The organism is Bradyrhizobium cosmicum (genome assembly GCF_007290395.2).
Lineage (GTDB): Bacteria > Pseudomonadota > Alphaproteobacteria > Rhizobiales > Xanthobacteraceae > Bradyrhizobium > Bradyrhizobium cosmicum.
Map to the genome: position 1 here is coordinate 161,278 of NZ_CP041656.2, position 25,468 is coordinate 186,745.

A 25,468-nucleotide genomic window follows, 5' to 3' on the forward strand; every position below is an offset into this window, starting at 1 on the left:
GGCTACGTCACCGGCAGCCCGCATTTGCGTAGCAGCGTCTTGGCGAAGCCGAACGGCGCCGGCGTGAACGGGCCGGGCGGCGCGCGGGTGATCAGCGCGACGAAGCCGAGCGCGGCCATCGCCAGCCAGAAGCACAGCCAGAAGCCGTCGATATAGGCGAGCACATTGGCCTCGCGCTGCACGAAGCTTGCGAGCGTTCCGACCGCACGCGCCGGCGCCAGGCCGGCGCCATGGGCCGCGAAGCGATCGGCGAGCTGCTTCAACAGCCGCACCACGTCGATATCGCCGGTGACGATGTGCTGGCCGAGATAGTAGGAATGGATCTGCTCGCGAACGCGCAGCCAGGTTCCCATCAGCGCGACGCCGATCTCGGCGCCGCCGAGCCGCATGATCTGAATATAGGCGGCAAAAGCGGTGGCGCGGCTGAAGTCGGAATTGGACAGCGCCATGATGATGATCGGCAGCAGCGTCAGCGACTGGCCGACCGATTGCAGCAGCACGATGCCGATGAAGTCGTCGCGCGCCCAATCGTGGGTCAGCTGCGTGCCCCAGAGATTGGCGGCGGCGAAGCAGGCGAAGCCCAGCACCACCACCACGCGCGCGTCGAAATGCCGGAGCAGCCAGATCGAGATCGGCACCAGCACGAACATCGGCAGCGCGCCATAGGTGAGCAGCAACAGGCCGCTCTGCTCCGGTCTCAGCAGGCCAACATTGCCGAGGAAGTTCGGCACCAGCGACGAGTTGGAGAGAGACGTCAGCGTGTAGAGCAGGATCACGACCAGCGACAGCCCGATATTGCGCGAGAACAGGACGTTCACATGCGCCCAGGGCTGGCGCACCAGCGACTCGTTGACGAGGAAAGCCATCAACAGCGCAGCGCCACCGACCAGCAGCGCCATCACGGTGCCGGAGCCGAGCCAGTCCAGCCGATTGCCCTGGTCGAGGCCGGCATAGATCATCGACACGGAGGCACCGAGCAGCAGCATGCCGCCCCAATCGGCCTCGCGCAGCAGCGCGCGATTGACCGGCTCGCTGGGCGTGCCCAGATAGACCATCAGGCCCATCAAGGGCGCGATGACGACGCCCTGCCAGTACAACCATTGCCAGCCGAGATGGTCGACATAGAAGCCGACCAGCGAGCTCGACGTATCCAGCGCGAAACCAACGCGGATCGAATAGATCGAGATCGCCGGCAGCCACCAGCGCATCGGCAGATTGCGGAACACGATCATCAGCGTCGCCGGCACGAAGGTGCCGAGCAAGAGGCCGTGCACGACGCTGAGTGCGATCAGCGTCGGGTAATCGCGGACAAAGGGAATGATCAGCGAGACGGCGGCGTAGACCAGGCTCGGAATACCGAGCACGCGACGCAGGCCGAATACGGTCGCAAGCCACGCCACCGCGGGCGCAATCAGGATCTGGGAGCCGATGCCGGCGGTCGAAAGCCAGGCGCCTTCGTCGAAGGAGAGCCCGAACGCACCGCGCAGATCGGGCAGTCCGACCGTGGTCAACCGGCTGTCGAAATTGGCGAGAAACGAGCCGAGCAACACCGCGGCGACGGCGAACAGCGGCTGTGGCGCGACGCCGCCGCGCGAGAGCGGGCCTCGGCCGGACTCGTCATTGTCCGCCATTCGCGCCCGCGGTGTTGATGCTGGTGACGACCGACATGCCCGGCACCAGCCGCGTCAGCAGCGGCTGATTGTCGTCGAACTGAATGCGCACGGGAATGCGCTGCACGACCTTGGTGAAATTGCCGGTGGCATTGTCCGGCGGCAGCAGCGCGACCTGCGCACCGGTCGCCGGCGCGATACGCTCGACCTTGCCGCGCAGTTTCTCGCGCGGAAAGCTGTCGACGGTGATCTCGACCGGCTGGCCCGGTGCGACATGCGTGAGCTGGGTCTCCTTGTAGTTCGCGATCACGTAGACCTTTGGCAACGGCACCACGTTGATGAGACTGGTGCCGATGTTGACGTAATCGCCGGGCTGCACCTGGCGCTCGCCGACGACGCCGTCGAACGGCGCCGTGATCTTCGTGTAGCCCAGCTTCAGCTTGGCGATGGCCAGCGTCGCCTTTGCAGCCTCGACATCCGCAGCGCGCTGCTTCTTGGTGCCTTGCAAAACCTCGAGCTGATGCTGCTGGGCCGCGATCACGGCGCGGCTCGCCCTGACGTCGGCCTGAGCCTTGGCATAGCCGGCGACCGCCTGCTCGAACCGCTGCCGTGTGCCGGATTCAGTTTGCGTCAGAGACTGCTGGCGCTCCTGTTCCTGTCTCGCCTCGACCTCCAGCGCTTCCGCCGACAACCGCGCGGCCTGGGCCTGCGCGATCGTCGCATATTGCAGCTCGATTTGGTTGCTCAGATTGTCGAGCACGGCTTGCGCTGCTGCGACTGCGGCTTCGGACTGTGCAACCTGGGCCTGGTAGTCGGCGGGATCGATCTGGATCAGGAGGTCGCCGGCCTTGACGCGCTGGAAGTCGGTCACCGCGACGGCCAGTACCTCGCCGGAGACGCGGCTCGACAGTCGCGTCAGCTCGGAGCGCACATAGGCATCATTGGTGGTCTGGATCACCGCATTGCCGACCCATTCGTCGAAGCGCAATGTCGCCAGCGCGACGAAGGCGAGCGCGACGATGACGGCAAACAGCGGGATCGCGAGCCGGCTCCAGAGCGAGCTGGCCGTCGGCTTCGGCGGTGGCGCGGGTGCCGCAGCAGGCGGTGGCGACGGGACTTGTTCCTGTTGACTCACGACATGACCCCAAAACAGACTTGCTTCACATCGTCCCGGAACGACGGCGAATACTGCCTCAGACCGTCTTTTCCGGCCACCGGCAAAGATCGTTGATCAGGCATACCTCGCAGCGCGGCTTGCGCGCGAGGCAGGTGTAGCGGCCGTGCAGGATCAGCCAGTGATGGGCGTGCAGCATGAACTCGGCCGGGATCACCTTTTCCAACCCGAGCTCGACCTCGAGCGGCGTCTTGCCTGGCGCAAGGGCGGTGCGGTTGCCGACGCGGAAGACATGCGTGTCGACCGCCATGGTGTGCTCGCCGAATGCCATGTTGAGCACCACGTTGGCAGTCTTTCGCCCGGCACCGGGCAATGACTCGATTCCCGCGCGCGTGCGCGGCACCTCGCCGCCGAACTCGCTGAGCAGCTTGGCCGACAGTGCGATCACGTTCCTGGCCTTGGTGCGATAGAGGCCGATGGTCTTGATGTATTCGCGCAGACGCTCTTCGCCGAGGTCGAGCATCTTCTGCGGCGTGTCGGCGACCTCGAACAGAGCGCGCGTCGCCTTGTTGACCCCCGCATCGGTCGCCTGCGCCGACAGCACCACGGCGACCAGCAGCGTGAAGGGATTGACGTGCTCGAGCTCGCCTTTCGGTTCCGGGTTGGCCTTGCGGAAACGGCTGAAGACCTCGCGGACCTCGGCTGGAGTCCAGGGCTTTGGAGCCTTCAGTGATGTCCTTGCGGGGGCTTTCGGCTTCGCGACCGCCGCCTTTGCCTTTTTCTTCGGCACAGCCGCTTTGCGCGGAGCCGGCTTGCGGGTGATTTTCGCCATGATCGGGATATACTGAGGGACGATGAACACAGGCAACGAAATTGAGCGCGAGAGAGACGTAGAGATCTTCTCCGCGCGGCTGATGCCGCACCGCTCGCTGAATCGCACCGGCTTCCTCGCCGTGATGCTGTTCCTGAGCGCGGTCAGCTTCGTCACCGGCCTGGTCTTCCTGATGATGGGCGCCTGGCCCGTGTTCGGCTTCTTCGGCCTCGACGTGCTGGTGATCTGGTGGGCCTTCAAGGTCAATTTCCGCGCGGCACGAGCTAGCGAGGAGATCGTGGTCACGCCGTCAGAACTGCGGGTGCGGCGGGTCAGTCACCGCGGCCAGGTCGTCGAATGGGCGTTCAATCCGCTCTGGGTCCGGCTCGACACGGAGATCGACGAGGATTTTGGCATCGAGCATCTCTATCTGATCTCCCGCGGCCGCCGGCTCCGCATCGCCGGCTTTTTGGGACCGCAGGAAAAGGCAAGTTTCTACAATGGCTTGGTTGAAGCGCTCAATGCCGCCAAGCGGGGCCCGACCTACAACCCGGTGACCTGATCCGGGTCGGAAATCGGGTGGTTTCCAATCGCCCCCTCTCCTACATTCCCGGCCATGATGACACTCGCCATACATGACCAGCGCCTGGCCAAGCCGGGCCCCCAGAACGCCGCGCTGCGCGACTATGATTCCGTGCGCCGGGCGATCGCCTTCATCTCGGAGAAGTGGCGCGCGCAGCCGACCATCGAGGCGATGGCGGATGCCGCCGGCGTGACACCGGATGAGCTGCACCATCTGTTCCGCCGCTGGGCCTCGATCACACCGAAGGCCTTCATGCAGGCGCTGACGCTCGACCATGCCAAGGGCCTGCTCAGGGACTCCGCGAGCATCCTCGACGCGGCGCTCGACTCAGGGCTTTCAGGGCCGGGACGCCTGCACGATCTCTTCGTCACCCATGAGGCGATGTCGCCGGGCGAATGGAAGAACGGCGGCGCGGGATTGACGCTGCGCTACGGCTTCCATCCCTCGCCGTTCGGCACGGCGATCGTGATCGCGACCGATCGCGGCCTGTCGGGCCTCGCCTTCGCCGATCCCGGTGAAGAGAAGGCCTCGCTCGCCGACATGACCCGGCGCTGGCCGAAAGCCACTTACGTCGAGGACCATGAAGGCACCGCGCCGCTCGCGCAGCGCATCTTCGATACGAAATTGTGGCGGCCGGACCAGCCGCTGCGCGTGGTGATGATCGGCACCGATTTCGAGGTGCGGGTGTGGGAGACGCTGCTGAAGATCCCGATGGGCCGCGCGGTGTCCTATTCCGACATCGCCTGCAACATCAACAGCCCGAAGGCTTCGCGCGCCGTCGGTGCCGCGGTCGGCAAGAATCCGGTGTCGTTCGTCGTTCCCTGCCACCGCGCACTCGGCAAGAGCGGCACGCTCACCGGCTATCACTGGGGCATCACGAGGAAGCAGGCGATGCTGGGCTGGGAGGCCGGGCAGCTCGGAATGCAGTAGGTCTTCTCCCTCGCCCCGCTTGCGGGGAGAGGGTCTGGGGGAGGGGGACTCTCCCCGCACGCGGGGAGAGGCGAAGAACTCAGCCCGCCAGATCCAGCTTCGACGCCACCGTCGAATCCGCATTGAGCCGGTAGATGATCGGCACGCCGGTGGCGAGCTCGCGCTTCAGGATGCCTTCGGGCGAAAGCTTTTCCAGCACCATGATCAGCGCGCGCAGCGAATTGCCGTGGGCGGCGACCAGCGTGCGCTTGCCGTTGAGCACGCCGGGCAGGATCTCCTGGACGTAATAGGGCAGCGTGCGCGCGAGCGTGTCCTTCAGGCTCTCGCCGCCCGGCGGCGGCACGTCGTAGGAACGGCGCCAGATCAGCACCTGCTCCTCGCCCCATTTCTTGCGCGCGTCGTCCTTGTTGAGGCCGGAGAGATCGCCGTAGTCGCGCTCGTTCAGCGCAAGGTTCTTCGTGGTCGGCAAGCCTTTCTGGCCGAGCTCGCCGAGGATGAGATCGAGCGTGTGCTGCGCGCGCAGCAGAACCGAAGTGTAGGCGACGTCGAACACGAGGCCCTGCGCCTTCAACTTGCGGCCGGCTTCAGTGGCTTCCTTGACACCGAGCTCGGTGAGGTCGGGGTCCTTCCAGCCGGTGAACAGGTTCTTCAGATTCCATTCGCTCTGGCCGTGGCGCACGAGCACGAGGAGACGTTCGCTCATTGACTGTTTCCTATTTCGTTTTGAGCATGACCTTGTCGGAAAACCGCTTCACACTTTTCCGGCTCATGCTCGCCTTCGTTCAGAGATCCGCGAGGCCGAGCACGTCGGCCATGGAGTAGTGCCCCGGCTTCTTGCCATGCGCCCATAGCGCCGCCTTCAGCGCGCCGTGCGCGAACAGCATGCGGTCTTCGGCGAGATGCGACAGCGTCAGCCGCTCGAACGGGCCGAGGAAGGTCACGCTGTGCTCACCGGCGACGGTGCCGCCGCGCAAGGAGGCAAAGCCGATCGCGCCTGGCTTGCGCGCACCGGTGATGCCGTCGCGGCCGCGTTCCGCATTGTCCTCGAGCGAGATGCCGCGGCCGCTGGCTGCCGCCTGGCCCAGCATCAGCGCGGTGCCGGAGGGAGCGTCGACCTTCATGCGGTGATGCGTTTCGACGATTTCGATATCGAAGCTCTCGTCGAGCGCCTTGGCGACGCGCTTGACCACGGCGGCGAGCAGATTGACGCCGAGGCTCATATTGCCGGACTGGACCACCACCGCGCGATTGGTAACGCTCTTGATCACGGCGTTGTCGGAGGCCGACAGGCCGGTGGTGCCGATGACGTGGACGATGCCGCGCTCGGCCGCGATCGCGACATTGGCGATGGTCGCGGCCGGCACGGTGAAATCGAGGATGCCGTCGGCCTCCTTCGACATCGCCCAGAGATCGGCGGAGAGCTTGATGCCGTTCGCCGGGAGCCCCGCGAGCACGCCGGCATCCTTGCCGAGCAGCTCCGAGCCCGGAGCCTCCAGGGCGCCGGCCAGCACCGCGCCCTTGGTGTCGGCGATCGCCCGCGTCAGCGCACGGCCCATCCGGCCGCCGGCTCCAGCAACAATCAAGCGCATGTCGGACATGGTGCGATCCTCTTCGGGGCCGTTTTAGCGGGGGGATGCAGTTCCGGCAACCAAGGCCGCGACGCATGCTCAAACCCTCCCCTGGAGGGGGAGGGTCGAGCGCGCGTAGCGCGAGCGGGGTGGGGTGACGGTCTCGCCGCGACGAACAGTGCCCGAGTGGAGAGATCACCCCACCCCGTCACGCAATCTCGCTTCGCTCGATCACGTGCCAACCCTCCCTCTCCAGGGGAGGGTCAGAGGGGATCGCGCCTCAGCCGTCCGACGGCTGCGGGCCGTCATAGCCCTCGATGATGATGAGGTCGGCGATCGAGTGCGGCTGGCGCACCTTGATGTTGGCCTGGTATTCCGGCGAGTTGTAGCAGGCGATCGCAGTCTCGTAGTCCGGGAATTCGATCACGACGTTACGGGTGCGGCTGGCGCCTTCGACGGTGGTGAACTTGCCGCCGCGGACGACGAAGCGGGCGCCCCATTTCTTGAAGATCGCACCGTTGGCGACGGCATAGGGCTTGTAGCCCTCGTCGTTGCTCACATCGACGCGTCCGATCCAGTAGCCCTTTGCCATTGTTCTTCTCCCTTGTTGGTTGGTCAGCCGAGCGCCTGGGCGATCTCGGCCTGGATAGCGTCTGCGACCGCCCGGGGGTCAGCGGCTTCCACCACCGGCCGTCCGACGACGAGATAATCCGCGCCCGCGCCGATCGCGCGGCCCGGCGTCATGATCCGCTTCTGGTCGCCGCTCGCCGCACCCGCCGGACGGATGCCGGGCGTGACGAGATTCAACTGATGACCGACGATCTTGCGCAGGCTGCCGACTTCCTCGGGCGAGCAGACGAGGCCGTCCACGCCGAGCACCTGTGCCTGCTGCGCACGCGCTTCGACGAGCTCGGAGACGCCGAGCCGATAGCCAGCCGCATGCAGATCATCGTCGTTGTAGGAGGTCAGCACCGTGACGGCGAGGATCTTCAGGTTCGCGCTGCCGCGGCCTTCGACGGCGCCCTTCATGGTCTGCGGATAAGCGTGCACGGTGAGGCAGGTCGCGCCCAGCCTGGTGATGCTCTCGACGCCTTGCGCCACGGTGTTGCCGATGTCGTGCAGCTTGAGGTCGAGAAAGACCTTCTTGCCCTTGTCGGCGAGCCTGGCAACGAGCGGCAAGCCGCCGGCGTAAGCGAGGCGGTAGCCGATCTTGTAGAAGGTGACGCTGTCGCCGAGGCTTGCGATCATCGCTTCGGCGGCATCGACGCCGGGCAGATCGAGCGCGACGATCAGACGGTCTTTCGGGGCGATCTCGGCTGGCGTCATGTCACCTCACATCATGCGTTGGGAAATGTCGATCAGCTGCGCAACCAGTTCCTTCAACGCGGCGATATCGCCCTCGTTCTTCAACCTGTCCATATCGTCATAGGCCTGATCGGCAAAAGCGAGCGTGAACTGGCTGGGGATCACATTGGCGTGGCAGGAGGTCAGGATCAGGCGCAGCGCCTGGAGCGCGCGGGCGGCACCGAGCCGGCTCTGCGAGGCGCCGGCGAGCGCGAAGGCGCGGTTGCGGAAGACTTCGCCGCGCGTCTCGTGCGGATCCTGCACGCGGCTGACCCAGTCGATCGCGTTCTTCAGCAGCGGCGGCACCGAGGCGTTGTATTCGGGCGAGACGAACAGCACGCCATGATGCGCGCCGATCATGCGCTTGAGATTGATCGCGTGCTTGGGCACGCCGGATTTGGCCTGGAGATCGCCGTCGTAGATCGGCAGCGGAAAATCGGCGAGCGAGATGCGGGTGACGTCGATGCCGGCCCGGGCGAATTCATAGGCGGCAACCGCTGCCAGCTTCGCATTGTGCGAGCCGGTGCGCAGCGAGCCGGGAATGACCAGGATTTTGGGTGCGGACATCCGCTTCCATGCGTTCGGCGAAACGAGCCCGCCGCGCAAGGGAGAATGCCGACGGAATTAGTCCTTGCGATACACCCAGACGCGCGCCGGCGGAAGGTTCATCCAGATCCGTTCCGAGGCCTCTGTGGACACGCCGGGCAGCGATTTCGGGATCGGCGGCACCACCGCGTAGGTGAACTGCACGAAGGGCGCCCCGGGCGCGAGCGCGGTGAAAGCGTCGCGGATCAGCCGCAGCCGCGTCAGCATCGGCTTTGTGACGAGCGGGAGGCCCGAGACGACGGCGGAGGCCGGCGCACCCAGGACGTTCCAGAGCGTGTCGCGCAGGCGATAGGCATCACCCTGCACCACCTTGGCCTGCGGATAGCGGTCGCGCAGCAGGGCGCAGAAGCCGGGATTGTATTCGACGAGGACAAGGCGCTTCTGGTCGACGCCGCGCTCGACCAGGGCCGAGGTGATGGCGCCGGTGCCGGGCCCGAGCTCGACCACAGGAGCGTCCGAATTGACGTCAACGTAATGAGCCATGGTCCGGGCGAGCAGCTTGCCCGATGGCATCACCGCGCCCATGTGGAGGGGCTTTTCGATCCACGACCTTAGGAAGCGCACCTCGTCATCGAGACGGGGCTTCTTCAACGCACGCGCGGACGATGGCAATGGCATGTCTGGACCGGACGGGACCGCAGGGACGCGGCGTGTCAGAAAATAGTCATAAACAGGTATAGGCCGAAGGCGATACGGTCAAGACGAGTCAGCTCGCCCGATTGCTGAAGAGATCCTTGACCTTGGCGAAGAAGCCGACGGATTCGGGCTGGGTATTGCCGGAGGAGAGCTTTTCGAACTCGGCCAGCAATTCCTGCTGTTTCTTGGTGAGATTCTGCGGGGTCTCGACCGCGACCTGGACGTACATGTCACCGGTCTGTCGCGAGCGGAGTACCGGCATGCCTTTTGATGCAATGCGGAATCGGCGCCCCGTCTGGGTTCCGGCCGGCACTTTCACCTTGGTCTTGCCTTTGTCGATGGTAGGCACCTCGAATTCGCCGCCGAGCGCGGCCGTCACCATCGAGATCGGCACACGGCAATGCAAATCCGCGCCGTCGCGCTGGAAGAGCTGGTGCTGGGCCAGCGACAGGAAGATGTAGAGATCGCCGGGCGGACCGCCACGGACTCCCGCCTCGCCCTCGCCGGCGAGCCTGATCCGCGTGCCGTCCTCGACGCCCTGTGGAATGTTCACCGACAGCGTCCGCTCGCGGGTGACCCGGCCCTGGCCCGAGCAGGACGGGCAAGCATCCTCGATCATCTGACCGCGGCCCTGGCAGCCGGGGCAGGTGCGTTCGAGCGTGAAGAAGCCTTGCGACTGCCGCACGCGGCCGGCGCCGCCGCAGGTCGAGCAGGTCTTCGGCTTGGTGCCGGCCTTGGCGCCGGTGCCCGAGCAGGGCTCGCAGGTGACCGAGACCGGGATCTCGATCTGTGCGGTCTTGCCGCCGAAAGCTTCCTCGAGCGTGATTTCCATGTTGTAGCGCAGATCGGCGCCGCGCTCGCGGCCGCCGCGGCCGCGCTGTCCGGCCATACCGAACAGATCTTCGAAAATGTCGGAGAAGGAAGACGCGAAACCGGCGCCGAAACCGGGACCGCCGCCGGGGCCGCCCTGCTCGAAGGCCGCGTGACCGAAACGGTCATAGGCGGCGCGCTTGTCCTTGTCTTTCAGGACCTCGTAGGCCTCGTTGATTTCCTTGAACTTGACCTCGCTGGTGTCGTCCCCGGGATTGCGGTCGGGGTGAAACTTCATCGCAAGCTTGCGGAAGGACGATTTCAGCGCGGAATCGTCGGCAGAGCGTTCGACTTCGAGGGTTTCGTAATAGCAGCGCTTGGTGGACATGTCGGACCCGGTCTATCCAATCGCGATTCAAGTCGGAGCGAAACGGTGTCGCCGCGCGACGATACAGGCCGCCTTGATATAGGCGGCACTGCGCGTTGCGGCAGAGGGCTGCTTCGCGGCGTTGAGCATAACGGCTGGGAATTGATCGATCGTAACGGGGCCGATCGCGACAGAGCCTTGCCCCGTTGAGCCCGACACGACGGCCTCCCCCGCGAGGGGGGAGGCCGGTGAAGCGTGTTGGGTCCAAGCCGTCCGCATCATCACCCTCTTGGGGATCAGGCGGACTTCTTGTTGTTCTTGTCGTCGTCGACTTCGGTGAATTCCGCATCGACGACGTCGTCCTTGGCCGCATCCTTCTTGGCGTCGGCCTCGGCCTGCTGCGTGTACATGGCCTCGCCGAGCTTCATCGAAGCCTGGGCCAGCGTCTGGGTCTTGGCCTTGATCGCCTCGGCATCGTCGCCCTTCAGCGCTTCCTTGAGGTCGCTGACGGCATCCTCGATGGCGCGGCGTTCGGTCTCGGCGACCTTCGAACCATGCTCGGCCAGTGCCTTCTCGGTGGAGTGCACCAGCGCGTCGGCATGGTTCTTGGCATCGACCGCCTCGCGGCGCTGCTTGTCGGCCGCGGCGTTGGCCTCGGCGTCCTTGACCATCTTGTCGATGTCGGCTTCCGACAGACCGCCGGAGGCCTGGATGCGGATCTGCTGCTCCTTGGCCGTGGCCTTGTCCTTGGCCGAGACGTTGACGATGCCGTTGGCGTCGATGTCGAAGGTCACCTCGATCTGCGGCATGCCGCGCGGGGCCGGCGGAATGCCCATCAGGTCGAACTGGCCGAGGATCTTGTTGTCGGCCGCCATTTCACGCTCGCCCTGGAAGACGCGGATCGTGACCGCGTTCTGGTTGTCCTCGGCAGTCGAGAACACCTGGCTCTTCTTGGTCGGGATCGTGGTGTTGCGGTCGATGATGCGGGTGAACACGCCGCCCAGCGTCTCGATGCCCAGCGACAGCGGGGTCACGTCGAGCAGCAGCACGTCCTTGACGTCGCCCTGGAGCACGCCGGCCTGGATCGCGGCGCCGATCGCCACGACTTCGTCCGGGTTGACGCCCTTGTGCGGCTCCTTGCCGAACAGCTGCTTCACGACTTCCTGGACCTTCGGCATGCGCGACATGCCGCCGACCAGAACCACTTCACCGATCTCGGCTGCGGTCAGGCCCGCGTCCTTCAGAGCCTTGCGGCAGGGCTCGACGGTCCGCTGGACGAGATCGTCGACCAGCGCCTCGAACTTGGCGCGGGTGAGCTTCATCGTCAGATGCTTCGGACCGGTCTGGTCCGCTGTGATGAAGGGCAGGTTGATCTCGGTCTGCGTCGTCGACGACAGCTCGATCTTGGCCTTTTCAGCGGCTTCCTTCAGGCGCTGCAACGCGAGCTTGTCGTTGCGCAGGTTGATGCCCTGCTCCTTCTGGAACTCGTCGGCGAGGTAGCCGACCAGGCGCATGTCGAAATCTTCGCCGCCGAGGAAGGTGTCGCCGTTGGTCGACTTCACCTCGAACACGCCGTCGCCGATTTCGAGAATGGAAATATCGAACGTGCCGCCGCCGAGATCGTACACCGCGATCGTGCCGGCCTTGGTCTTGTCCAGGCCATAGGCGAGCGCCGCCGCGGTCGGCTCGTTGATGATGCGCAGCACTTCAAGGCCCGCGATCTTGCCGGCGTCCTTGGTCGCCTGACGCTGGGCGTCGTTGAAATAGGCGGGAACGGTGATGACGGCCTGATCGACCTTCTGGCCGAGATGGGCCTCCGCGGTTTCCTTCATCTTCTGCAGGATGAAGGCGGAGACCTGCGAGGGCGAGTAGGTCTGGCCGTCGGCCTCGACCCAGGCGTCGCCGTTGGAAGCCTTCACGATCTTGTACGGGACGAGCTTCTTGTCCTTCTCGACCATCGGGTCGTCGTAGCGGCGGCCGATGAGGCGCTTCACTGCAAAGAAGGTGCGCTCGGGATTGGTGACGGCCTGGCGTTTGGCAGGCTGGCCGACGAGGCGCTCACCGTCGTCCGTGACGGCGACGATCGAAGGCGTCGTGCGCATGCCTTCGGAATTCTCGATGACTTTGGCGTTCTTGCCATCCATTACGGCGACGCACGAATTCGTGGTGCCGAGGTCGATCCCAATGACCTTTCCCATGGTCCTGATATCCTTCTTTTTGCGGCAGGTTGGCTGGGCCCAGAAGGCACCCGAACCGCAACCCCCTAAGATCAAACATTCGCGATATTGCGATGGTTGACGCTCATATAGGAGGGGGGGAGGGGCCCGCAAGGACCGAACGCAAGTTTCGGCCGTGAAAACATTGGGTTTTGGAAGATCATATCCGGGCTCGACCGCACTTGCGGGTGAGGAATTATTAACAGGTCCGGGCGATCCGCCGGCCCGCGCCACCGTGATACGCCCCACCCTGTTACGGTCAAACCAAACCCGCTAAAAGGCGGACCGGCCGGACAGCCGCCATCCAGGCTGCTCCGCGCGACAATGCGGCCCGGTCGCCGACCATCGAACGGCCTCAATGTGAACCAATCAGAGTGCCCATGAAGCTGATCCGCCCCCTCGCCGCGCTCGCCCTCCTCGCCGCCACGGCACTTCCGGCCTTCGCCGCCGACGCCGTTTTCCCGCCCGGCTTGCGCCTCGGCATGGTGCCGCTGGTCGGTCTCAACACGGCAAAGACCTTCCCGGGCTTCGAGAGCGAGGACGGCAACGTCAAGGTCCTGATCACCGAGCTGCCGCCGGCCGCCTATGGCGAGGTCGTCAGCGCCTTCAATTCCAATCCGGCCGGCGCCAATGGCGTCAAGCAGGACAAGGTCGAGACCCCCGCGGGCCTTGCCTATTTCACCACCGAAACCGGCAAGGCCGGCGACACCCCGGTGAAGCGCTATTCGATGATCGTGCCGGGTGCCGGCTTCTCCGGCTATGTCGCGGTGCAGATCCCGGAGAATGCGACCAAGATCTACACCGACGAGGCGGTGCGGCAGATGTTTGCGAGCGTCACCACGCGCAAGCAGGTCTCGGCCGAAGAGCAGATCGGGCTGATGCCGTTCAAGATCACCGATCTCGCCGACTTCAAGGACATCCGCACGCTGGCGCCCGGCTCCAGCATCATCCTGGCCGACGGCAACGAGGCCACAGGCTACGAGTCGAGGCCGTTCATGATCCTCGGCCTGATCGGCGCCACCCCGCAGCAGGCCGATGACCGCGCCCGCTTCGCCCAAGAGGCCGCCCTGCAGATCCCCGGCGTGCGCGAGTCGCGCGTCACCATGTCCGAGCCGATCCGCATCAACGGCCAGCAGGGTTTCGAGACCCGGATCGACGGCATCAGCGGCAAGGACAAGACCCCGGTGACCGTGGTGCAGTGGATTCGCTTCTCGAGCGGCGGCGCCTCGCTGCGCATCATCGCCAGCGCCCCGCGCGACCAGTGGGCCGCCGCCTTCACCCGCTTCCGCGCCGTGCGCGACGGGATCCAGCCGAAGGGTTAGCCCGAACCGGCTGCGCAGCGGCCTCGATCGAGCCGGACGAGGCGTCCGCGCTGCTCGTCATCGACGCTCGAACCATGCAGGCCGAGCTGCGAAAGCTGGCCTCCACCCTTCCGCGACGCGCGCAGAGCGCGCCTCGCGATGAGGCTCTAACTAAGCACGAAGTGAGGATCGATCAGTTCGGCGCGCCGTTCGACTCGTTGCTGTTGGCCGCCGGCGCCGCCTTCGCACCGCCCTTGGCGACACCGACCAGAGCCGGACGCAGCACGCGTTCGCCGATGGTGTAGCCGGCCTGCATGACCTGCACGACGGTGCCCGCGGGCACCGATGCATCCGGCACCTCGTACATCGCCTGATGGAAGTTCGGATCGAACTTCTGGCCCTGCGGATCGAGCTTCTTCACGCCGTGCTTTTCCAGCGCGCTGAGCAGCGAGCGCTCGGTGAGCTCGACGCCCTCGATCAGCGCGGTCAGGCCGGGATCGGCCGCCGCCCGCGCCTCGGCCGGAACGGCATCGAGCGCGCGCTGCAGATTGTCGGCGATGTCGAGTACGTCGCGGGCAAAGCCGGTGATGCCGTAAAGCTTGGAGTCGGCGACCTCCTTGGCGGTGCGCTTGCGCAGATTTTCCATCTCGGCCAGCGTCCGCAGCATACGGTCGCGCGCCTCGGCGGCCTCCTTCTGCAACAGCTCGACCGAACCGGGCTCGGGGTCGTCGGGCATGATGTAGGGCTTCGACACCACGGGCTCGCCGGTCGCAGCAGTCGTGTCTTCGGGTTGCCGGTCTCGATCGGTCATCGGGTCTCTTTTCGAATTCGTCGCAGGGGAGTTTTCTCGCCCGGATATCGTGCTTCGGGCGGGGAAAATCAAGCGCCCGTGATCGCGGGAACGCCGGTCAGCCCCCCAGAAGGCGGCTGACGATGCGGGCGGCATAGTCCACGGTCGGGATCACACGGGCATAATTCAGCCGTGTCGGCCCGATCACGCCCAAAACGCCGACGATGTGGCCGGCGGCATCCCGATAGGGCGAGATGATCGTGGAGGAGCCGGATAGCGAGAACAGCTTGTTCTCCGAGCCGATGAAGATGCGCACGCCCTCGGCGGTCTCGGCACGGCCGAGCAGATCGACCACGCCGCGCTTGGTCTCGAGGTCATCAAACAGCAGCCGGACCCTTTCGAGGTCCTCCAGAGCGTGCAAATCCTCTAGCAGATTGGCGTGGCCGCGCACGATCAGCTGACGATCCTCATTCTCGCCGCCGGACCAGCTGGCGATGCCGGCTGCGATCACTTTCTGGGTGAGCTGGTCGAGCTCGGCACGGGCTTCGCCCAAGGCGGTTTCGAGCTCGAGCCGCGCCTCGGCCAACGTCCGGCCGCGAATCCGCGCATTGAGGAAATTGCCGGCCTCCGTCAGCGCCGAGGATGGAACTCCGGGCGGCAGAGTCAAGACACGGTTTTCGACCTGGCCGTCCTCGCCGACCAGGATCACCAGCGCCTTCTCGGGTTCCAGCCGAACGAATTCGATATGCTTCAGCCGCGAATTGGATTTTGGCGTCAGCACCACGGCGGCGGCGCGGGTGAGGCCGGACAGCCGCGTCAGCGCCTCCGACAGCGCCGCCTCGACCGACTGGACGTGGCCCACCGACGTCAACTGGCTCTGGATCGACTGCCGCTCCGCCTCGTTGAGGTCACCGACCTGCATCAAGGCGTCGACGAAGAAGCGCAGGCCGAGTTCCGTCGGCAGACGGCCGGCGGAGGTGTGCGGCGCATAGATCAGGCCGAGCTGCTCCAGATCGGCCATGACGTTGCGCACCGAGGCCGGCGACAGCGGCATGGCGATCAGGCGGGAGATATTGCGCGAGCCCACCGGCTCGCCGGTCGCCAAATAACTTTCGACAATTTGACGAAAGATGTCGCGGGAACGCTCGTTGAGCTGGGCAAGGCCCGCGCGCGGCGCGATCAGATGGATCGGATCGTGATGGGCCACAAACGGTAACTCCTCTCAGACGCTTGTAATTTGTCTATCCGCACCGCCCCTGACAAGCGTGGTCTTGCGGTTGTTTGACGGTTGCCTTCGGACCGAAAAGGCCTTGCCGCTCACCCTCACCCCACCTACAAGCACCGCGAACAGCCTATTCCCGTAAGTTTTGGAGGATTTCCCATGCGGCCAAGCCGCCGTGCGCCCGACGAATTGCGCCCCGTAACGCTGGAGCGCGGCGTGGTCAAATATGCGGAAGGCTCCTGCCTGGTGAAATTCGGCGACACCCATGTGCTGGTCACCGCCACGCTTGAGGACCGCCTGCCGCCGTGGCTGAAGGGCCAGGGCCGCGGTTGGGTCACCGCCGAATACGGCATGCTGCCCCGCGCGACCTCGGAACGCACCCGCCGCGAAGCTGCCGCGGGCAAGCAGAGCGGCCGTACCGTCGAGATCCAGCGCCTGATCGGCCGCAGCTTGCGGACCATCGTCGATCTCGAAGCGCTCGGCGAGCGCCAGATCACGGTCGATTGCGACGTGCTCCAGGCCGACGGCGGCACACGCACCGCCTCGATCACCGGCGCCTGGGTCGCGCTGGCCGATTGCATCAGCTGGATGAAGGCGCGCAACATGATCAAGACCAACGTGATGCGCGACAATGTCGCCGCGATCTCCTGCGGCATCTACAACGGCACCCCTGTGCTCGATCTCGATTATGCCGAGGATTCGGCAGCCGAGACCGACGCCAATTTCGTCATGACCGGCGACGGCCGCATCATCGAGGTGCAGGGCACCGCGGAACGCGAGCCGTTCACGCAGGACGAGTTCCTGGCGCTGATGGCGCTGGCACAGAAGGGCATCGCGCGGCTCGTGGACTTGCAGAAACTGGCCGTGGCGTAGTCAATAGGCCCATGCACCGCCGAATCACCGGAAAGCTCGTCATCGCGACCCACAATCCCGGCAAGCTCGCCGAGATGAAGGAGTTGCTCGCGCCTTACGGCATCGAGGCGGTGTCGGCCGGTGAGCTCGGCCTGCCCGAGCCTGAAGAGACCGGCAACGATTTCCGCAGCAACGCCGCGATCAAGGCGATCGCCGCTGCGCAGGCAACCAAGCTTCCCGCATTCGCCGATGATTCCGGCATCGTGGTCGACGCGCTCGACGGCGCGCCCGGTATCTACAGCGCGCGCTGGGCCGGCCCAAGCAAGGACTTCGCTGCGGCGATGGCGCAGATCGAACGCCTGCTGCAGGAGCGCGGCGCGACCACATCGGACAAGCGCACCGCGCATTTCGTCTCCGCGCTCTGCGTCGCCTGGCCCGACGATCATCTCGAAGAGGTCGAGGCGCGCGCCGACGGCACGCTGGTCTGGCCGCCGCGCGGCACCGCCGGCTTCGGCTACGATCCGATGTTCCTGCCCGACGGTCATGACCGCACCTTCGGCGAGATGACCAGCATCGAGAAGCACGGCCTGCCGCCACTCGGCCTCGGCCTGTCGCACCGCGCCCGCGCCTTCGTGAAACTGGCGGAGATCTGCCTTGAGCCGCGATAGAGCGTTTTCGAGCGAAGTGGGTACCGGTTCGCGCCAGGAAAACGCGCCAAAAGAAAACGCGTCAAAACAAGAATCCGAAGCCTTCGGCGTTTACGTCCACTGGCCGTTCTGCCTGTCGAAGTGCCCCTATTGCGACTTCAACAGCCATGTCCGCCACGCCGCGATCGACGAAGCTCGCTTCGCTTCGGCTTTTGCGCGTGAGATCGAAACCACCGCGCAGCGCGCCCCCGGCCGCGAGGTCACCTCGATCTTCCTCGGCGGCGGCACGCCGTCGCTGATGCAGCCGGCAACCGTCGGCGCGGTGCTCGATGCCATCGGCAAGCACTGGCGCGTCGCCAGCGATGTCGAGGTCACGCTGGAGGCAAACCCCACCAGCGTCGAGGCCACCCGCTTCGCCGGCTATCGCGCCGCCGGCGTCAACCGCGTCTCGCTCGGCGTGCAGGCGCTCGACGATGCCTCGCTGAAAGCGCTGGGCCGCATGCACAGCGCGCGCGAGGCGCTCGATGCCGTTGCGATCGCACGCCGCTCGTTCGACCGCTATTCGTTCGACCTGATCTACGCCCGTCCCGACCAGACGCCGGCGATGTGGGCCGATGAACTCAAGCTAGCGATCGACGAAGCGGCCGAGCACCTGTCGCTGTATCAACTGACGATCGAAGAGGGCACGCCGTTTTTCGGCCTGCACCAGGCCGGCAAGCTGAAGACACCAGACGAAGCGGTCGCGCGTGCGCTCTACGACGTGACGCAGGAGACCTGCGACAGGCTTGGCCTCCCCGCCTACGAGATTTCGAACCACGCGCGGCGCGGCGCCGAATGCCGGCACAATCTGGTGTACTGGCGCGGTGAGGAATATGCCGGCATCGGTCCCGGCGCGCACGGCCGCCTCGACATCGACGGCATCCGCCACGCCACCGCCACCGAGAAGCGGCCCGAAGCCTGGCTGATGCGGGTCGAGACCAATGGCCACGGCAACATCACCGACGATCTCCTCAACAGCGAAGAGCGCGCCGACGAATTCCTGCTGATGGGACTGCGTCTGGCCGAAGGCATCGATCCCGAGCGCTACAGAGCGCTCTCCGGCCGCCCGCTCGATCCCAAACGCATCGCGCTGCTGCGCGAAGAGGGCGCGATCGTCGTCGATGCGACGGGGCGATTGCGCGTGACAAGCAGCGGCTTCCCCGTGCTGGACGCGGTAGTCGCGGATCTCGCGGCGTAAGTCTCACCAAATAGGCGGTGCGCTCCCTCGCCCGCTTGCGGGAGAGGGTTGGGGAGAGGGTGTCTCCACAACGGGACAATCCCCTAGAGGAGAGAACCCTCACCCGGCGCTATGCGCCGACCTCTCCCGCAAGCGGGAGAGGTGCACCGGCTACGCCCCAAAACTCTTCGGCGAACCCGCTACCGCCACACCACCGCCGGTCGTCACCTTCATCACCGCAAGGCCGCGTTCATTGCTGCCATCGGCGCGGAAGCGGAACAGGCCGTCGATGCCGGCGAAGCCGGAAGGGTTGGTCAGCACGTCCGGCGAAAAGCGTGTCGGCCCCTGCGTGCGCGCGAGCGCGGCGACGAGCGCGACCGCGTCATAGGCGAGCGTCGCGGTGCGGATCGGCTCGGCGCCGTATTTGGTGCGATAGCGGCCGGAGAAGGCACGAAAGCCGGCCGGATCTGGCGCGGCATAGAGACCGCCTTGCAGGCTCGCATTGGCGTAGACGCGCGGGCTGTCCCACAGGCCGGTGCCGAGCAGCTGGATGTTGCGCAAATTCGCGCCCGCGGCGGTCATCGCGTCGGCGACCGAGACGACGGCATCGCCGTCATCGGCAATGAACAGCGCATCCGCGCCGCCGAGCTGCTGCGCCACGGTGCGTGCCGGCGTGGCGCGATCGGCGCCGTATTTCTCGAACGCGACGATGCGCCCGCCACGGCGCGGCACCGCCGCCTTCACCGCGGCCTCGACGACATTGCCATAGGCATTGTCAGGCACGAGCACGGCGACGGAGCGCTTTCCGATGCTGGCGGAATATTCGACGATGCGATTGACGTCGGACTCCGGCAGGAAGGACAGCAGATAGACGCCGCGGCCGGCGATGCTGGAGTCGGTCGAGAACGCGATCACGGAAATGTTCCGCGTGCGCGCGACCTGCGCGACCGCGGGCACCGACTGCGCGAACAGCGGTCCCAGGATGATCTCGGCGCCTTCGTCGACCGCCTGCTGTGCGCCTTGTTGCGCGCCTTGCGGGCTGCCGTTGTCGTCCTTGATCAGGAGCTGGATGTTCGGATTCTGGAACTCAGCGAGTGCCATCTCGGCGGCGTTGCGCATCGACTGCGCGGCAAGGCCGGCGTTGCCGGCCGCCGAGAGCGGCAGGATCACTGCGACCTTGACCCCGCCGGTGCCGGCGGTCGTCCCCTGCTGCGGTGAGCCGGCCGGCTGGGCCGGCGGCGGGGAAGAGCTGCTGAACGGATTGGAGAACTGGCTGAGACTCTGCTGCACGCCGGCGCAGGCCGAAAGAAGGGGCGTGCCGAGCAGCAGGCCGAGCGCGCTCCGCCGGGTCGCTCCCGACAAGCGGGGCCCCTGAACGGGAGACTCCTCCGAAAAGGAAGATCTGGGATCACGCGGGCCCGGCATATGGCAGCTTCTCTTCTGACCGGCCCTCGCCAGCCGGTCACACACTCTTTCCACGACACAAGCCGCGGATTCAGGCATATTGTCGGCAAATAGTTAACTAAAACAAAAGGATAATATCCGCTTAACGCGGCCACGCCCTCAAGTCCTGGCTAGCTGTCCACCGTCCGTCACCCAGCATCAAGGCGGCGTTTCCGCCGCGAATATGGCACTGACGGTTCATTCCCCCTCGAATGTGATGCCGGATGGATCACATTCCAGTCCTCCCACCCCTTCCCTCGGCATGATCTTTTTCGCGGGAACGGTTCCCAGCCCCTGATATCATGCCTAAGTTCGTCTGATTATGCGCGCAAAGCCGGCCCCGATAAATACACCTGAAGCTACGGACGCCGCCCCGCGCGGTTTCTCGATCGACGCCCATCGGCTGACCGCGCCGAAGGCGGCGCCGGGCCTGCATCTGGTCGCGACACCCATCGGCAATCTCGGCGACATCACGCTGCGGGCGCTTCAGACGCTCGCCGGCGTCGAAATCATCGCCTGCGAGGACACCCGCATCACGCGGCGCCTGACCGAGCGCTACGACATCTCGGCGCAGCTCAAGCAGTATCACGAGCACAATGCGGAAGCCGCGCGCCCCAGGATCCTGGAGGCGCTGGCGCGGGGCGGCTCGGTCGCACTGGTGTCCGACGCCGGTACGCCGCTGATCTCCGATCCCGGCTTCAAGCTGGTGCGCGAGGTCTGCGCCGCCGGCCATGCGGTCTATGCGCTGCCCGGCCCGTCCTCGGTGCTGGCGGCGTTGTCGGTCGCGGCATTGCCGACCGACCGCTTCTTCTTCGAGGGTTTTTTGCCGGCGAAATCGGCCGCGCGAAGGTCGCGTCTTGCCGAGCTTGCCCGCATCGATGCCACGCTGGTCATGTTCGACTCCGGCAACCGCGTGCAGGATACGCTGGCCGAGCTCGCCGAGATCATGGGCACCCGCGAAGCTGCGATCTGCCGCGAGCTGACCAAGCTGCACGAGCAGATTTCGCGCGCGACGCTGAACGAGCTTGCGCGCGACGCCGATACGCTGGAGACACGCGGCGAATTCGTGCTAGTGATCGCTCCGCCAGCGGCCGATGCCGATAGGCTGACGTCGGCTGCGCTGGACGATCTGCTGCGCGCGCAGCTTGCCGCGCATAGCGTCAAGGACGCCGTGGCGCATGCCGTCGCGCTGTCGGGACGGCCGCGCCGCGAGGTCTATGCCCGTGCGCTCGAGCTCGCAAAGGATTTGCGGGGCGATGATGGCCAAGACTGACGAGGCCAAGACTGACCGGGCTAAGACCGACGGGGTCAAGGTTGAGGGGGCAAGGCCGCCGAAAGTCGCCTCGCCCGCACGCGTCGCCGCGTTCCGCACCGGCATCTCCGCGGAAAGTCGCGCTGCGGCCTACCTGATGGCCAAGGGCTATCGCATCCTCGCCAAGCGCTACCGCACACCGCATGGCGAGATCGACATCGTGGCGCGCCGCCGCAATCTGATCGCCTTCGTCGAGGTCAAGGCCCGTGCGACGCTGGATGATGCCGCCTTCGCCGTGACACCGCGCCAGCAGCAGCGCATCATCGACGCCGCGCAAGGCTGGCTCGTCGCGCATCCCGAGCATGCCGAATTGGAGTTGCGATTCGACGCCATGCTGATTGCGCCGCGGTCGCTTCCGCGCCATGTGTTGGCGGCATTCGACGCCTCGAGCTGAAAGGCAGACCATGAAACTGAACGTCGCCGTCCAGATGGACCCCATCGCCCGCATCAACATCAAGGGCGATTCCACCTTCGCGCTGCTGCTGGAAGCACAGAAGCGCGGCCACGGCCTGTCCTATTACACGCCCGACCAGCTCTCGATGGTCGGCGAGGAAATCGTCGCCCCCGTCCAGCTCCTGACGGTGCGCGACGAGCCCGGCAACCACTTCACGCTCGGCGAGCCCAGGCGCGAGGCGCTGAACGGCTTTGACGTGGTGCTGCTGCGCCAGGATCCGCCGTTCGACCTTGCCTACATCACCTCGACGCATCTGCTCGAACGCATCCATCCGAAGACGCTGGTCGTCAATGATCCCGCCTCGGTGCGCAACGCGCCGGAAAAGCTGTTCGTGATGAACTTTCCGCAGCTGATGCCGCCGACCCTGATCTCGCGCGACCTCGACGAAATCAACGCGTTCAGGGACAAGCACGGCGCCGTCGTGATGAAGCCGCTGCACGGTCATGGCGGCGCGGCGGTGTTCCGCGTGATGCCGCAGGACATGAATTTCGGCTCGCTGTTCGACATGTTCTCGGTGACGTTCAGGGAGCCCTGGGTGATCCAGCAGTTCATCCCCGAGGTGAAGCACGGCGACAAGCGCATCATCCTGGTCAACGGCGAGTTCGCCGGTGCGGTGAACCGCGTGCCCGCCGCCGACGACCTCCGCTCCAACATGGTGCGCGGTGGCGCCGCGCAGGAGACCGAGCTCACGCCCCGCGAGCGCGAGATCTGCGCCACCGTCGGCCCGGCGCTGCGCGAGCGCGGCCTGCTGTTCGTCGGCATCGACGTCATCAACGGCAGCCTCACCGAGATCAACGTGACCTCGCCGACGGGCATCCGCGCGATCGCGCGACTCGGCGGGCCCGATGTTGCGGCAAAGGTCTGGGACGTGATCGAGCAGAAGCGGAAGAAGTAAGGCGCTGCACACTCTAAGAGAGCGCACGAACTCTCCCCAATGTCGTCCCGGCGCTCGCCGGGACGACACCGACAATGTGGTGCGTTGCTTCCATCTCATTCGCACGACGTTGCTTCACCCACCACTAACTCCCTATTCACCATGACGCCGCGCGCCTCGTTCGAACGCAGCAGCCGTCACGCGTGAAACTACGGGGCCATTGGCTGACCGGATAACGCCCCGTTCACCATTCGCCCAGAACGCGCATCGTGACCGACCGTCCCGCGCGGCCTCGCAACACCCCTTATACTTTTACTCCCTACTCATCGATGCAGGGGAACCCGCCACGTGCGGTTCGAGTGCCCCGCGTAAGAGTAGAAGCGTATGAACACCGCACGCATTGTCGTTCTCGTCATCGCGCTGAGCGCCGGCGGCGTCGCTGCGTATCTGGCGAGCGGCTACGACAACAAGCCCGCGCCCGCCCTTCCCGTCGCCGAGAAATTGCCGACGGTCGAAGTCCTGATCGCGAAGAACGACATCCAGCTCGGCCAGGCCGTCAAGCCCGAAGACCTGCAATGGCAGTCCTGGCCGGCGGCAACGGCCAGCGGCGCCTTTATCCGTCGCGACAACAGGCCCGAAGCACAGACACAGATCGCCGGCTCGATTGCGCGCGTCCCCTTGATGCAGGGCGAACCGATCCGCGAGCAGAAGCTGGTGAAGGCCGACGGCTCCGGCTTCATGGCCGCGATCCTGCCGACCGGCATGCGCGCCGTTTCCACCGAAATTTCAGCCGAGACCGGCGCCGGCGGATTCATCCTGCCGAACGACCGGGTCGACATCGTCCTGACGCGGCGCCTGAAGAATCCCGAGGGCGCCAACGGCCCGACCGGCGGCAACGACCTGATCCTGTCCGAGGTTGTCCTGACCAACATCCGCGTGCTCGCGATCGACCAGGCGCCGAAGGAGAAGGACGGCCAGAACGCCGTCCTCGGCAAGACCGTTACGCTCGAGCTCAAGCTCGACCAGGTCGCCACGCTCTCGGTCGCGCGCCAGGCCGGCACACTGACACTCGCGCTGCGCAGCATCGTCGACGCCAACGCAATCGACCTCTCGGCTGAAGACCTGGCGCTCAAGCGTCAGGGCGGCGGCGTGAACGTGATCCGATACGGGGTACAGGCGCGGCAATTGACGTCACAGAAGTGATGATGGGGACACCATGAACTACGGGGACATTCGGACGGGCATGCGCCTTCGGGGGAAGCGCACGCATTCGTTCTGGGCAGGGGCAATGCTGATGCTGGGGCTGGCCGCAGCTCCCGATTTCGTCAGCGCCGCGGATGCGCCGGTCGGGGACCAGGCCCCGCTGCAGGCACCGGATCTCGGCGTGTCGCCGGTTTCGACCATCGCACCGACGCGCACGCGCTCGCTGTCGCTCGGCGTCGGCAAGTCGGTCGTCATCGACCTGCCGCGCGAGGTCAAGGACGTGCTGGTGGCCGATCCCAAGATCGCCAACGCGGTGATCCGCTCGTCGCAGCGCGCCTATATCATCGGCGGCCAGGTCGGCCAGACCAACGTGGTGTTTTTCTCCTCCGACGGACAGCAGGTCGCGTCCTACGACATCGCCGTGAAGCGTGACCTCAATGGCATGCGCACCGCGCTGCGCCAGTCGCTGCCGGGCGTGCAGATCGAAGGCGTCGGCGACAGCGTGATGCTGACCGGCTCGGTGTCGAGCCCGGTCGAGGCCCAGCAGGCCGGCGACGTCGCCGCCAAGCTCGTCGGCGGCAGCGAGAAGGTCGTCAACAACATCGTCGTGCGCGGCCGCGACCAGGTGATGCTCAAGGTCGTGGTCGGTGAAGTCAGGCGCGACATCGTCAAGCAGCTGGGCGTCGATCTCAGCGCCAGCCTGAATGCCGGCACCGCCGTGGTGAATTTCAACAATTCCAACCCATTCTCGGTCAGCGGCGGTCCGATCGTCAGCAGCAACGGGCTCGGCGTGGCCGGCCTCGCCAAGGGCGTCGCCACCGTCAGCGCCACGATGCGCGCGATGGAAAGCGCCGGCGTCATGCGCACGCTCGCCGAACCGAGCCTGACGGCGATCTCGGGCGAATCCGCCACCTTCATCGCCGGCGGCGAATTCCCGATTCCCGCGGGCTATTCCTGCGATCCGGTCACCCACGTCTGTACCACCCAGATCACCTACAAGAAGTTCGGTATCTCCCTGAACTTCACTCCGGTCGTCCTCAGCGAGGGCCGCATCAGCCTGCGCGTCATGACCGAAGTCTCGGAGCTGTCGAACACCAACTCGATCACGCTGACGCAGGCGGTGTCCTCGACCTCGAGCAACTCGCTCACCATCCCCTCGATCCAGACCCGCCGCGCCGAGACCACGCTGGAAATTCCCTCCGGCGGTTCGATGGCGATGGCCGGCCTGATCCAGCAGAAGACCAAGCAGGCGGTCAACGGCTTGCCCGGCATCGACCAGGTGCCGATCATCGGCGCGCTGTTCCGCAGCCAGGACTTCGTCAACAACGAGACCGAGCTGATGGTCATCGTGACACCCTATGTGGTGCGCGCGGTCGCCCAGAAGGAATTGTCACGGCCCGACGACGGTTTCGCGCCGGCCTCGGATGCGCAGACGGCGCTGCTCGGCCGCATGAACCGCCTCTATGGCGTCGCGCGCCGCGTCGATCCGATCGAGGGCACGCACGGCGATTTCGGCTTCATCATCGACTGAGCGGACGGTTTGGGGACCGGGGCAGGAA

Annotated in this window: 25 protein-coding genes; 11 read left to right on the forward strand and 14 right to left on the reverse strand. The window is 65.8% G+C overall.

The window, feature by feature from the left end:
• Positions 1-2: 2 nt before the first annotated feature.
• The 3 genes from FNV92_RS00730 to nth are packed head-to-tail and all read right to left on the reverse strand — an operon-like array spanning position 3 to position 3,556.
• Entirely contained in the window at positions 3-1,631 is a 1,629-nt protein-coding gene (locus tag FNV92_RS00730; protein WP_143842618.1) for an MFS transporter, read from the reverse strand.
• On the reverse strand, positions 1,618-2,745 hold the full coding sequence (locus FNV92_RS00735) for an HlyD family secretion protein (protein WP_143842617.1): 1,128 nt from the start codon (positions 2,743-2,745) through the stop codon (positions 1,618-1,620). Before FNV92_RS00735 ends, FNV92_RS00730 begins: the two co-directional genes overlap by 14 nt.
• A 58-nt stretch (positions 2,746-2,803) precedes the next feature.
• Positions 2,804-3,556 (reverse strand): endonuclease III, encoded by a 753-nt coding sequence (nth, locus tag FNV92_RS00740; RefSeq protein ID WP_168213402.1) that lies wholly within the window; start codon positions 3,554-3,556, stop codon positions 2,804-2,806.
• Between the two features lie 22 nt (positions 3,557-3,578).
• On the opposite strand from nth, the gene FNV92_RS00745 reads away from it, so the two are divergent.
• Together FNV92_RS00745 and FNV92_RS00750 are read left to right on the forward strand one after the other, a co-directional pair.
• Positions 3,579-4,097: a DUF2244 domain-containing protein gene (locus FNV92_RS00745; protein ID WP_143842615.1), complete on the forward strand. Its 519-nt coding sequence runs from the start codon at positions 3,579-3,581 to the stop codon at positions 4,095-4,097.
• 54 nt (positions 4,098-4,151) lie between these two features.
• Positions 4,152-5,048 carry a methylated-DNA--[protein]-cysteine S-methyltransferase gene (locus FNV92_RS00750; protein ID WP_143842614.1) on the forward strand — a complete coding sequence of 299 codons (897 nt, stop codon included), beginning with the start codon at positions 4,152-4,154 and terminating at the stop codon, positions 5,046-5,048.
• A gap of 79 nt (positions 5,049-5,127) precedes the next feature.
• Here the strand turns inward: FNV92_RS00750 and FNV92_RS00755 are convergent, their stop codons facing one another.
• From FNV92_RS00755 to dnaK, 8 genes are all read right to left on the reverse strand, one after another.
• Positions 5,128-5,751, reverse strand: coding sequence for a 2,3-bisphosphoglycerate-dependent phosphoglycerate mutase (locus FNV92_RS00755; RefSeq protein WP_014438790.1), 624 nt, complete (start codon positions 5,749-5,751; stop codon positions 5,128-5,130).
• A 79-nt stretch (positions 5,752-5,830) separates the two neighbouring features.
• A complete protein-coding gene (dapB, locus tag FNV92_RS00760) occupies positions 5,831-6,646 on the reverse strand; it encodes a 4-hydroxy-tetrahydrodipicolinate reductase (protein WP_014438791.1) in 816 nt (271 codons plus the stop codon).
• Positions 6,647-6,896: 250 nt separating this feature from the next.
• A complete protein-coding gene (locus FNV92_RS00765; protein ID WP_143842613.1) occupies positions 6,897-7,208 on the reverse strand; it encodes a DUF1330 domain-containing protein in 312 nt (103 codons plus the stop codon).
• A 23-nt stretch (positions 7,209-7,231) separates the two neighbouring features.
• Positions 7,232-7,942, reverse strand: a complete 711-nt coding sequence (pyrF, locus tag FNV92_RS00770; protein WP_143842612.1) for an orotidine-5'-phosphate decarboxylase — start codon at positions 7,940-7,942, stop codon at positions 7,232-7,234.
• Positions 7,943-7,948: 6 nt separating this feature from the next.
• The gene (locus FNV92_RS00775) at positions 7,949-8,527 is read right to left on the reverse strand and encodes an NADPH-dependent FMN reductase (protein ID WP_143842611.1); all 579 of its coding nucleotides are present in this window, start codon (positions 8,525-8,527) and stop codon (positions 7,949-7,951) included.
• A gap of 57 nt (positions 8,528-8,584) precedes the next feature.
• The gene (locus FNV92_RS00780; RefSeq protein ID WP_041747951.1) at positions 8,585-9,184 is read right to left on the reverse strand and encodes a class I SAM-dependent methyltransferase; all 600 of its coding nucleotides are present in this window, start codon (positions 9,182-9,184) and stop codon (positions 8,585-8,587) included.
• 88 nt (positions 9,185-9,272) lie between these two features.
• Positions 9,273-10,400 (reverse strand): molecular chaperone DnaJ, encoded by a 1,128-nt coding sequence (gene dnaJ, locus FNV92_RS00785; protein WP_014438796.1) that lies wholly within the window; start codon positions 10,398-10,400, stop codon positions 9,273-9,275.
• A gap of 275 nt (positions 10,401-10,675) precedes the next feature.
• Complete coding sequence (dnaK, locus tag FNV92_RS00790) at positions 10,676-12,577, reverse strand: molecular chaperone DnaK (protein WP_014438798.1); 1,902 nt, start codon at positions 12,575-12,577, stop codon at positions 10,676-10,678.
• Positions 12,578-12,975: 398 nt separating this feature from the next.
• Here dnaK and FNV92_RS00795 point away from each other — a divergent pair, with 398 nt between their 5' ends.
• Positions 12,976-13,917 (forward strand): hypothetical protein, encoded by a 942-nt coding sequence (locus tag FNV92_RS00795; protein WP_168213401.1) that lies wholly within the window; start codon positions 12,976-12,978, stop codon positions 13,915-13,917.
• Positions 13,918-14,089: 172 nt separating this feature from the next.
• Here FNV92_RS00795 and grpE read toward each other — a convergent pair whose 3' ends face one another.
• Entirely contained in the window at positions 14,090-14,707 is a 618-nt protein-coding gene (grpE, locus tag FNV92_RS00800; RefSeq protein ID WP_143842609.1) for a nucleotide exchange factor GrpE, read from the reverse strand.
• A 97-nt stretch (positions 14,708-14,804) separates the two neighbouring features.
• Positions 14,805-15,893, reverse strand: a complete 1,089-nt coding sequence (gene hrcA / locus FNV92_RS00805) for a heat-inducible transcriptional repressor HrcA (protein ID WP_014438801.1) — start codon at positions 15,891-15,893, stop codon at positions 14,805-14,807.
• A 174-nt stretch (positions 15,894-16,067) separates the two neighbouring features.
• Between hrcA and rph the strand changes: the two genes are divergently transcribed.
• From rph to hemW, 3 genes are read left to right on the forward strand one after another with little or no spacing between them, the layout of a single operon-like run.
• Positions 16,068-16,781 carry a ribonuclease PH gene (rph, locus tag FNV92_RS00810; protein WP_014438802.1) on the forward strand — a complete coding sequence of 238 codons (714 nt, stop codon included), beginning with the start codon at positions 16,068-16,070 and terminating at the stop codon, positions 16,779-16,781.
• Positions 16,782-16,792: 11 nt separating this feature from the next.
• Entirely contained in the window at positions 16,793-17,428 is a 636-nt protein-coding gene (gene rdgB, locus FNV92_RS00815; protein WP_143842608.1) for an RdgB/HAM1 family non-canonical purine NTP pyrophosphatase, read from the forward strand.
• A 16-nt stretch (positions 17,429-17,444) separates the two neighbouring features.
• Entirely contained in the window at positions 17,445-18,644 is a 1,200-nt protein-coding gene (gene hemW, locus FNV92_RS00820) for a radical SAM family heme chaperone HemW (protein ID WP_143846124.1), read from the forward strand.
• A 150-nt stretch (positions 18,645-18,794) separates the two neighbouring features.
• Here the strand turns inward: hemW and FNV92_RS00825 are convergent, their stop codons facing one another.
• A complete protein-coding gene (locus tag FNV92_RS00825; RefSeq protein ID WP_186355509.1) occupies positions 18,795-20,048 on the reverse strand; it encodes a penicillin-binding protein activator in 1,254 nt (417 codons plus the stop codon).
• 340 nt (positions 20,049-20,388) lie between these two features.
• Here FNV92_RS00825 and rsmI point away from each other — a divergent pair, with 340 nt between their 5' ends.
• From rsmI to FNV92_RS00850, 5 genes are all read left to right on the forward strand, one after another.
• Entirely contained in the window at positions 20,389-21,339 is a 951-nt protein-coding gene (rsmI, locus tag FNV92_RS00830) for a 16S rRNA (cytidine(1402)-2'-O)-methyltransferase (RefSeq protein WP_143842606.1), read from the forward strand.
• On the forward strand, positions 21,323-21,772 hold the full coding sequence (locus tag FNV92_RS00835) for a YraN family protein (protein WP_143842605.1): 450 nt from the start codon (positions 21,323-21,325) through the stop codon (positions 21,770-21,772). The genes rsmI and FNV92_RS00835 overlap by 17 nt, the downstream gene beginning before the upstream one ends.
• Positions 21,773-21,782: 10 nt before the next feature.
• Positions 21,783-22,727 (forward strand): glutathione synthase, encoded by a 945-nt coding sequence (gene gshB, locus FNV92_RS00840; protein ID WP_143842604.1) that lies wholly within the window; start codon positions 21,783-21,785, stop codon positions 22,725-22,727.
• A 363-nt stretch (positions 22,728-23,090) separates the two neighbouring features.
• Positions 23,091-23,909, forward strand: coding sequence for a Flp pilus assembly protein CpaB (cpaB, locus tag FNV92_RS00845; RefSeq protein ID WP_143842603.1), 819 nt, complete (start codon positions 23,091-23,093; stop codon positions 23,907-23,909).
• Positions 23,910-23,922: 13 nt separating this feature from the next.
• The gene (locus FNV92_RS00850) at positions 23,923-25,440 is read left to right on the forward strand and encodes a type II and III secretion system protein family protein (RefSeq protein ID WP_014438811.1); all 1,518 of its coding nucleotides are present in this window, start codon (positions 23,923-23,925) and stop codon (positions 25,438-25,440) included.
• Positions 25,441-25,468 lie beyond the last annotated feature (28 nt).

Excerpts from the sequence above, each read along its gene's own strand:
- FNV92_RS00730 (WP_143842618.1), bottom strand. The coding sequence starts at position 1,631 with ATGGCGGACAATGACGAGTCCGGCCGAGGCCCGCTCTCGCGCGGCGGC.
- rsmI (WP_143842606.1), top strand. The coding sequence starts at position 20,389 with ATGCGCGCAAAGCCGGCCCCGATAAATACACCTGAAGCTACGGACGCC.
- pyrF (WP_143842612.1), bottom strand. The coding sequence starts at position 7,942 with ATGACGCCAGCCGAGATCGCCCCGAAAGACCGTCTGATCGTCGCGCTC.
- FNV92_RS00750 (WP_143842614.1), top strand. The coding sequence starts at position 4,152 with ATGATGACACTCGCCATACATGACCAGCGCCTGGCCAAGCCGGGCCCC.
- dapB (WP_014438791.1), bottom strand. The coding sequence starts at position 6,646 with ATGTCCGACATGCGCTTGATTGTTGCTGGAGCCGGCGGCCGGATGGGC.
- rph (WP_014438802.1), top strand. The coding sequence starts at position 16,068 with ATGCGGCCAAGCCGCCGTGCGCCCGACGAATTGCGCCCCGTAACGCTG.
- FNV92_RS00850 (WP_014438811.1), top strand. The coding sequence starts at position 23,923 with ATGAACTACGGGGACATTCGGACGGGCATGCGCCTTCGGGGGAAGCGC.
- FNV92_RS00745 (WP_143842615.1), top strand. The coding sequence starts at position 3,579 with ATGAACACAGGCAACGAAATTGAGCGCGAGAGAGACGTAGAGATCTTC.
- FNV92_RS00825 (WP_186355509.1), bottom strand. The coding sequence starts at position 20,048 with ATGCCGGGCCCGCGTGATCCCAGATCTTCCTTTTCGGAGGAGTCTCCC.
- cpaB (WP_143842603.1), top strand. The coding sequence starts at position 23,091 with ATGAACACCGCACGCATTGTCGTTCTCGTCATCGCGCTGAGCGCCGGC.
- dnaJ (WP_014438796.1), bottom strand. The coding sequence starts at position 10,400 with ATGTCCACCAAGCGCTGCTATTACGAAACCCTCGAAGTCGAACGCTCT.
- grpE (WP_143842609.1), bottom strand. The coding sequence starts at position 14,707 with ATGACCGATCGAGACCGGCAACCCGAAGACACGACTGCTGCGACCGGC.
- nth (WP_168213402.1), bottom strand. The coding sequence starts at position 3,556 with ATGGCGAAAATCACCCGCAAGCCGGCTCCGCGCAAAGCGGCTGTGCCG.
- FNV92_RS00755 (WP_014438790.1), bottom strand. The coding sequence starts at position 5,751 with ATGAGCGAACGTCTCCTCGTGCTCGTGCGCCACGGCCAGAGCGAATGG.
- FNV92_RS00835 (WP_143842605.1), top strand. The coding sequence starts at position 21,323 with ATGATGGCCAAGACTGACGAGGCCAAGACTGACCGGGCTAAGACCGAC.
- FNV92_RS00775 (WP_143842611.1), bottom strand. The coding sequence starts at position 8,527 with ATGTCCGCACCCAAAATCCTGGTCATTCCCGGCTCGCTGCGCACCGGC.
- dnaK (WP_014438798.1), bottom strand. The coding sequence starts at position 12,577 with ATGGGAAAGGTCATTGGGATCGACCTCGGCACCACGAATTCGTGCGTC.
- FNV92_RS00795 (WP_168213401.1), top strand. The coding sequence starts at position 12,976 with ATGAAGCTGATCCGCCCCCTCGCCGCGCTCGCCCTCCTCGCCGCCACG.
- gshB (WP_143842604.1), top strand. The coding sequence starts at position 21,783 with ATGAAACTGAACGTCGCCGTCCAGATGGACCCCATCGCCCGCATCAAC.
- FNV92_RS00765 (WP_143842613.1), bottom strand. The coding sequence starts at position 7,208 with ATGGCAAAGGGCTACTGGATCGGACGCGTCGATGTGAGCAACGACGAG.
- FNV92_RS00780 (WP_041747951.1), bottom strand. The coding sequence starts at position 9,184 with ATGCCATTGCCATCGTCCGCGCGTGCGTTGAAGAAGCCCCGTCTCGAT.
- rdgB (WP_143842608.1), top strand. The coding sequence starts at position 16,793 with ATGCACCGCCGAATCACCGGAAAGCTCGTCATCGCGACCCACAATCCC.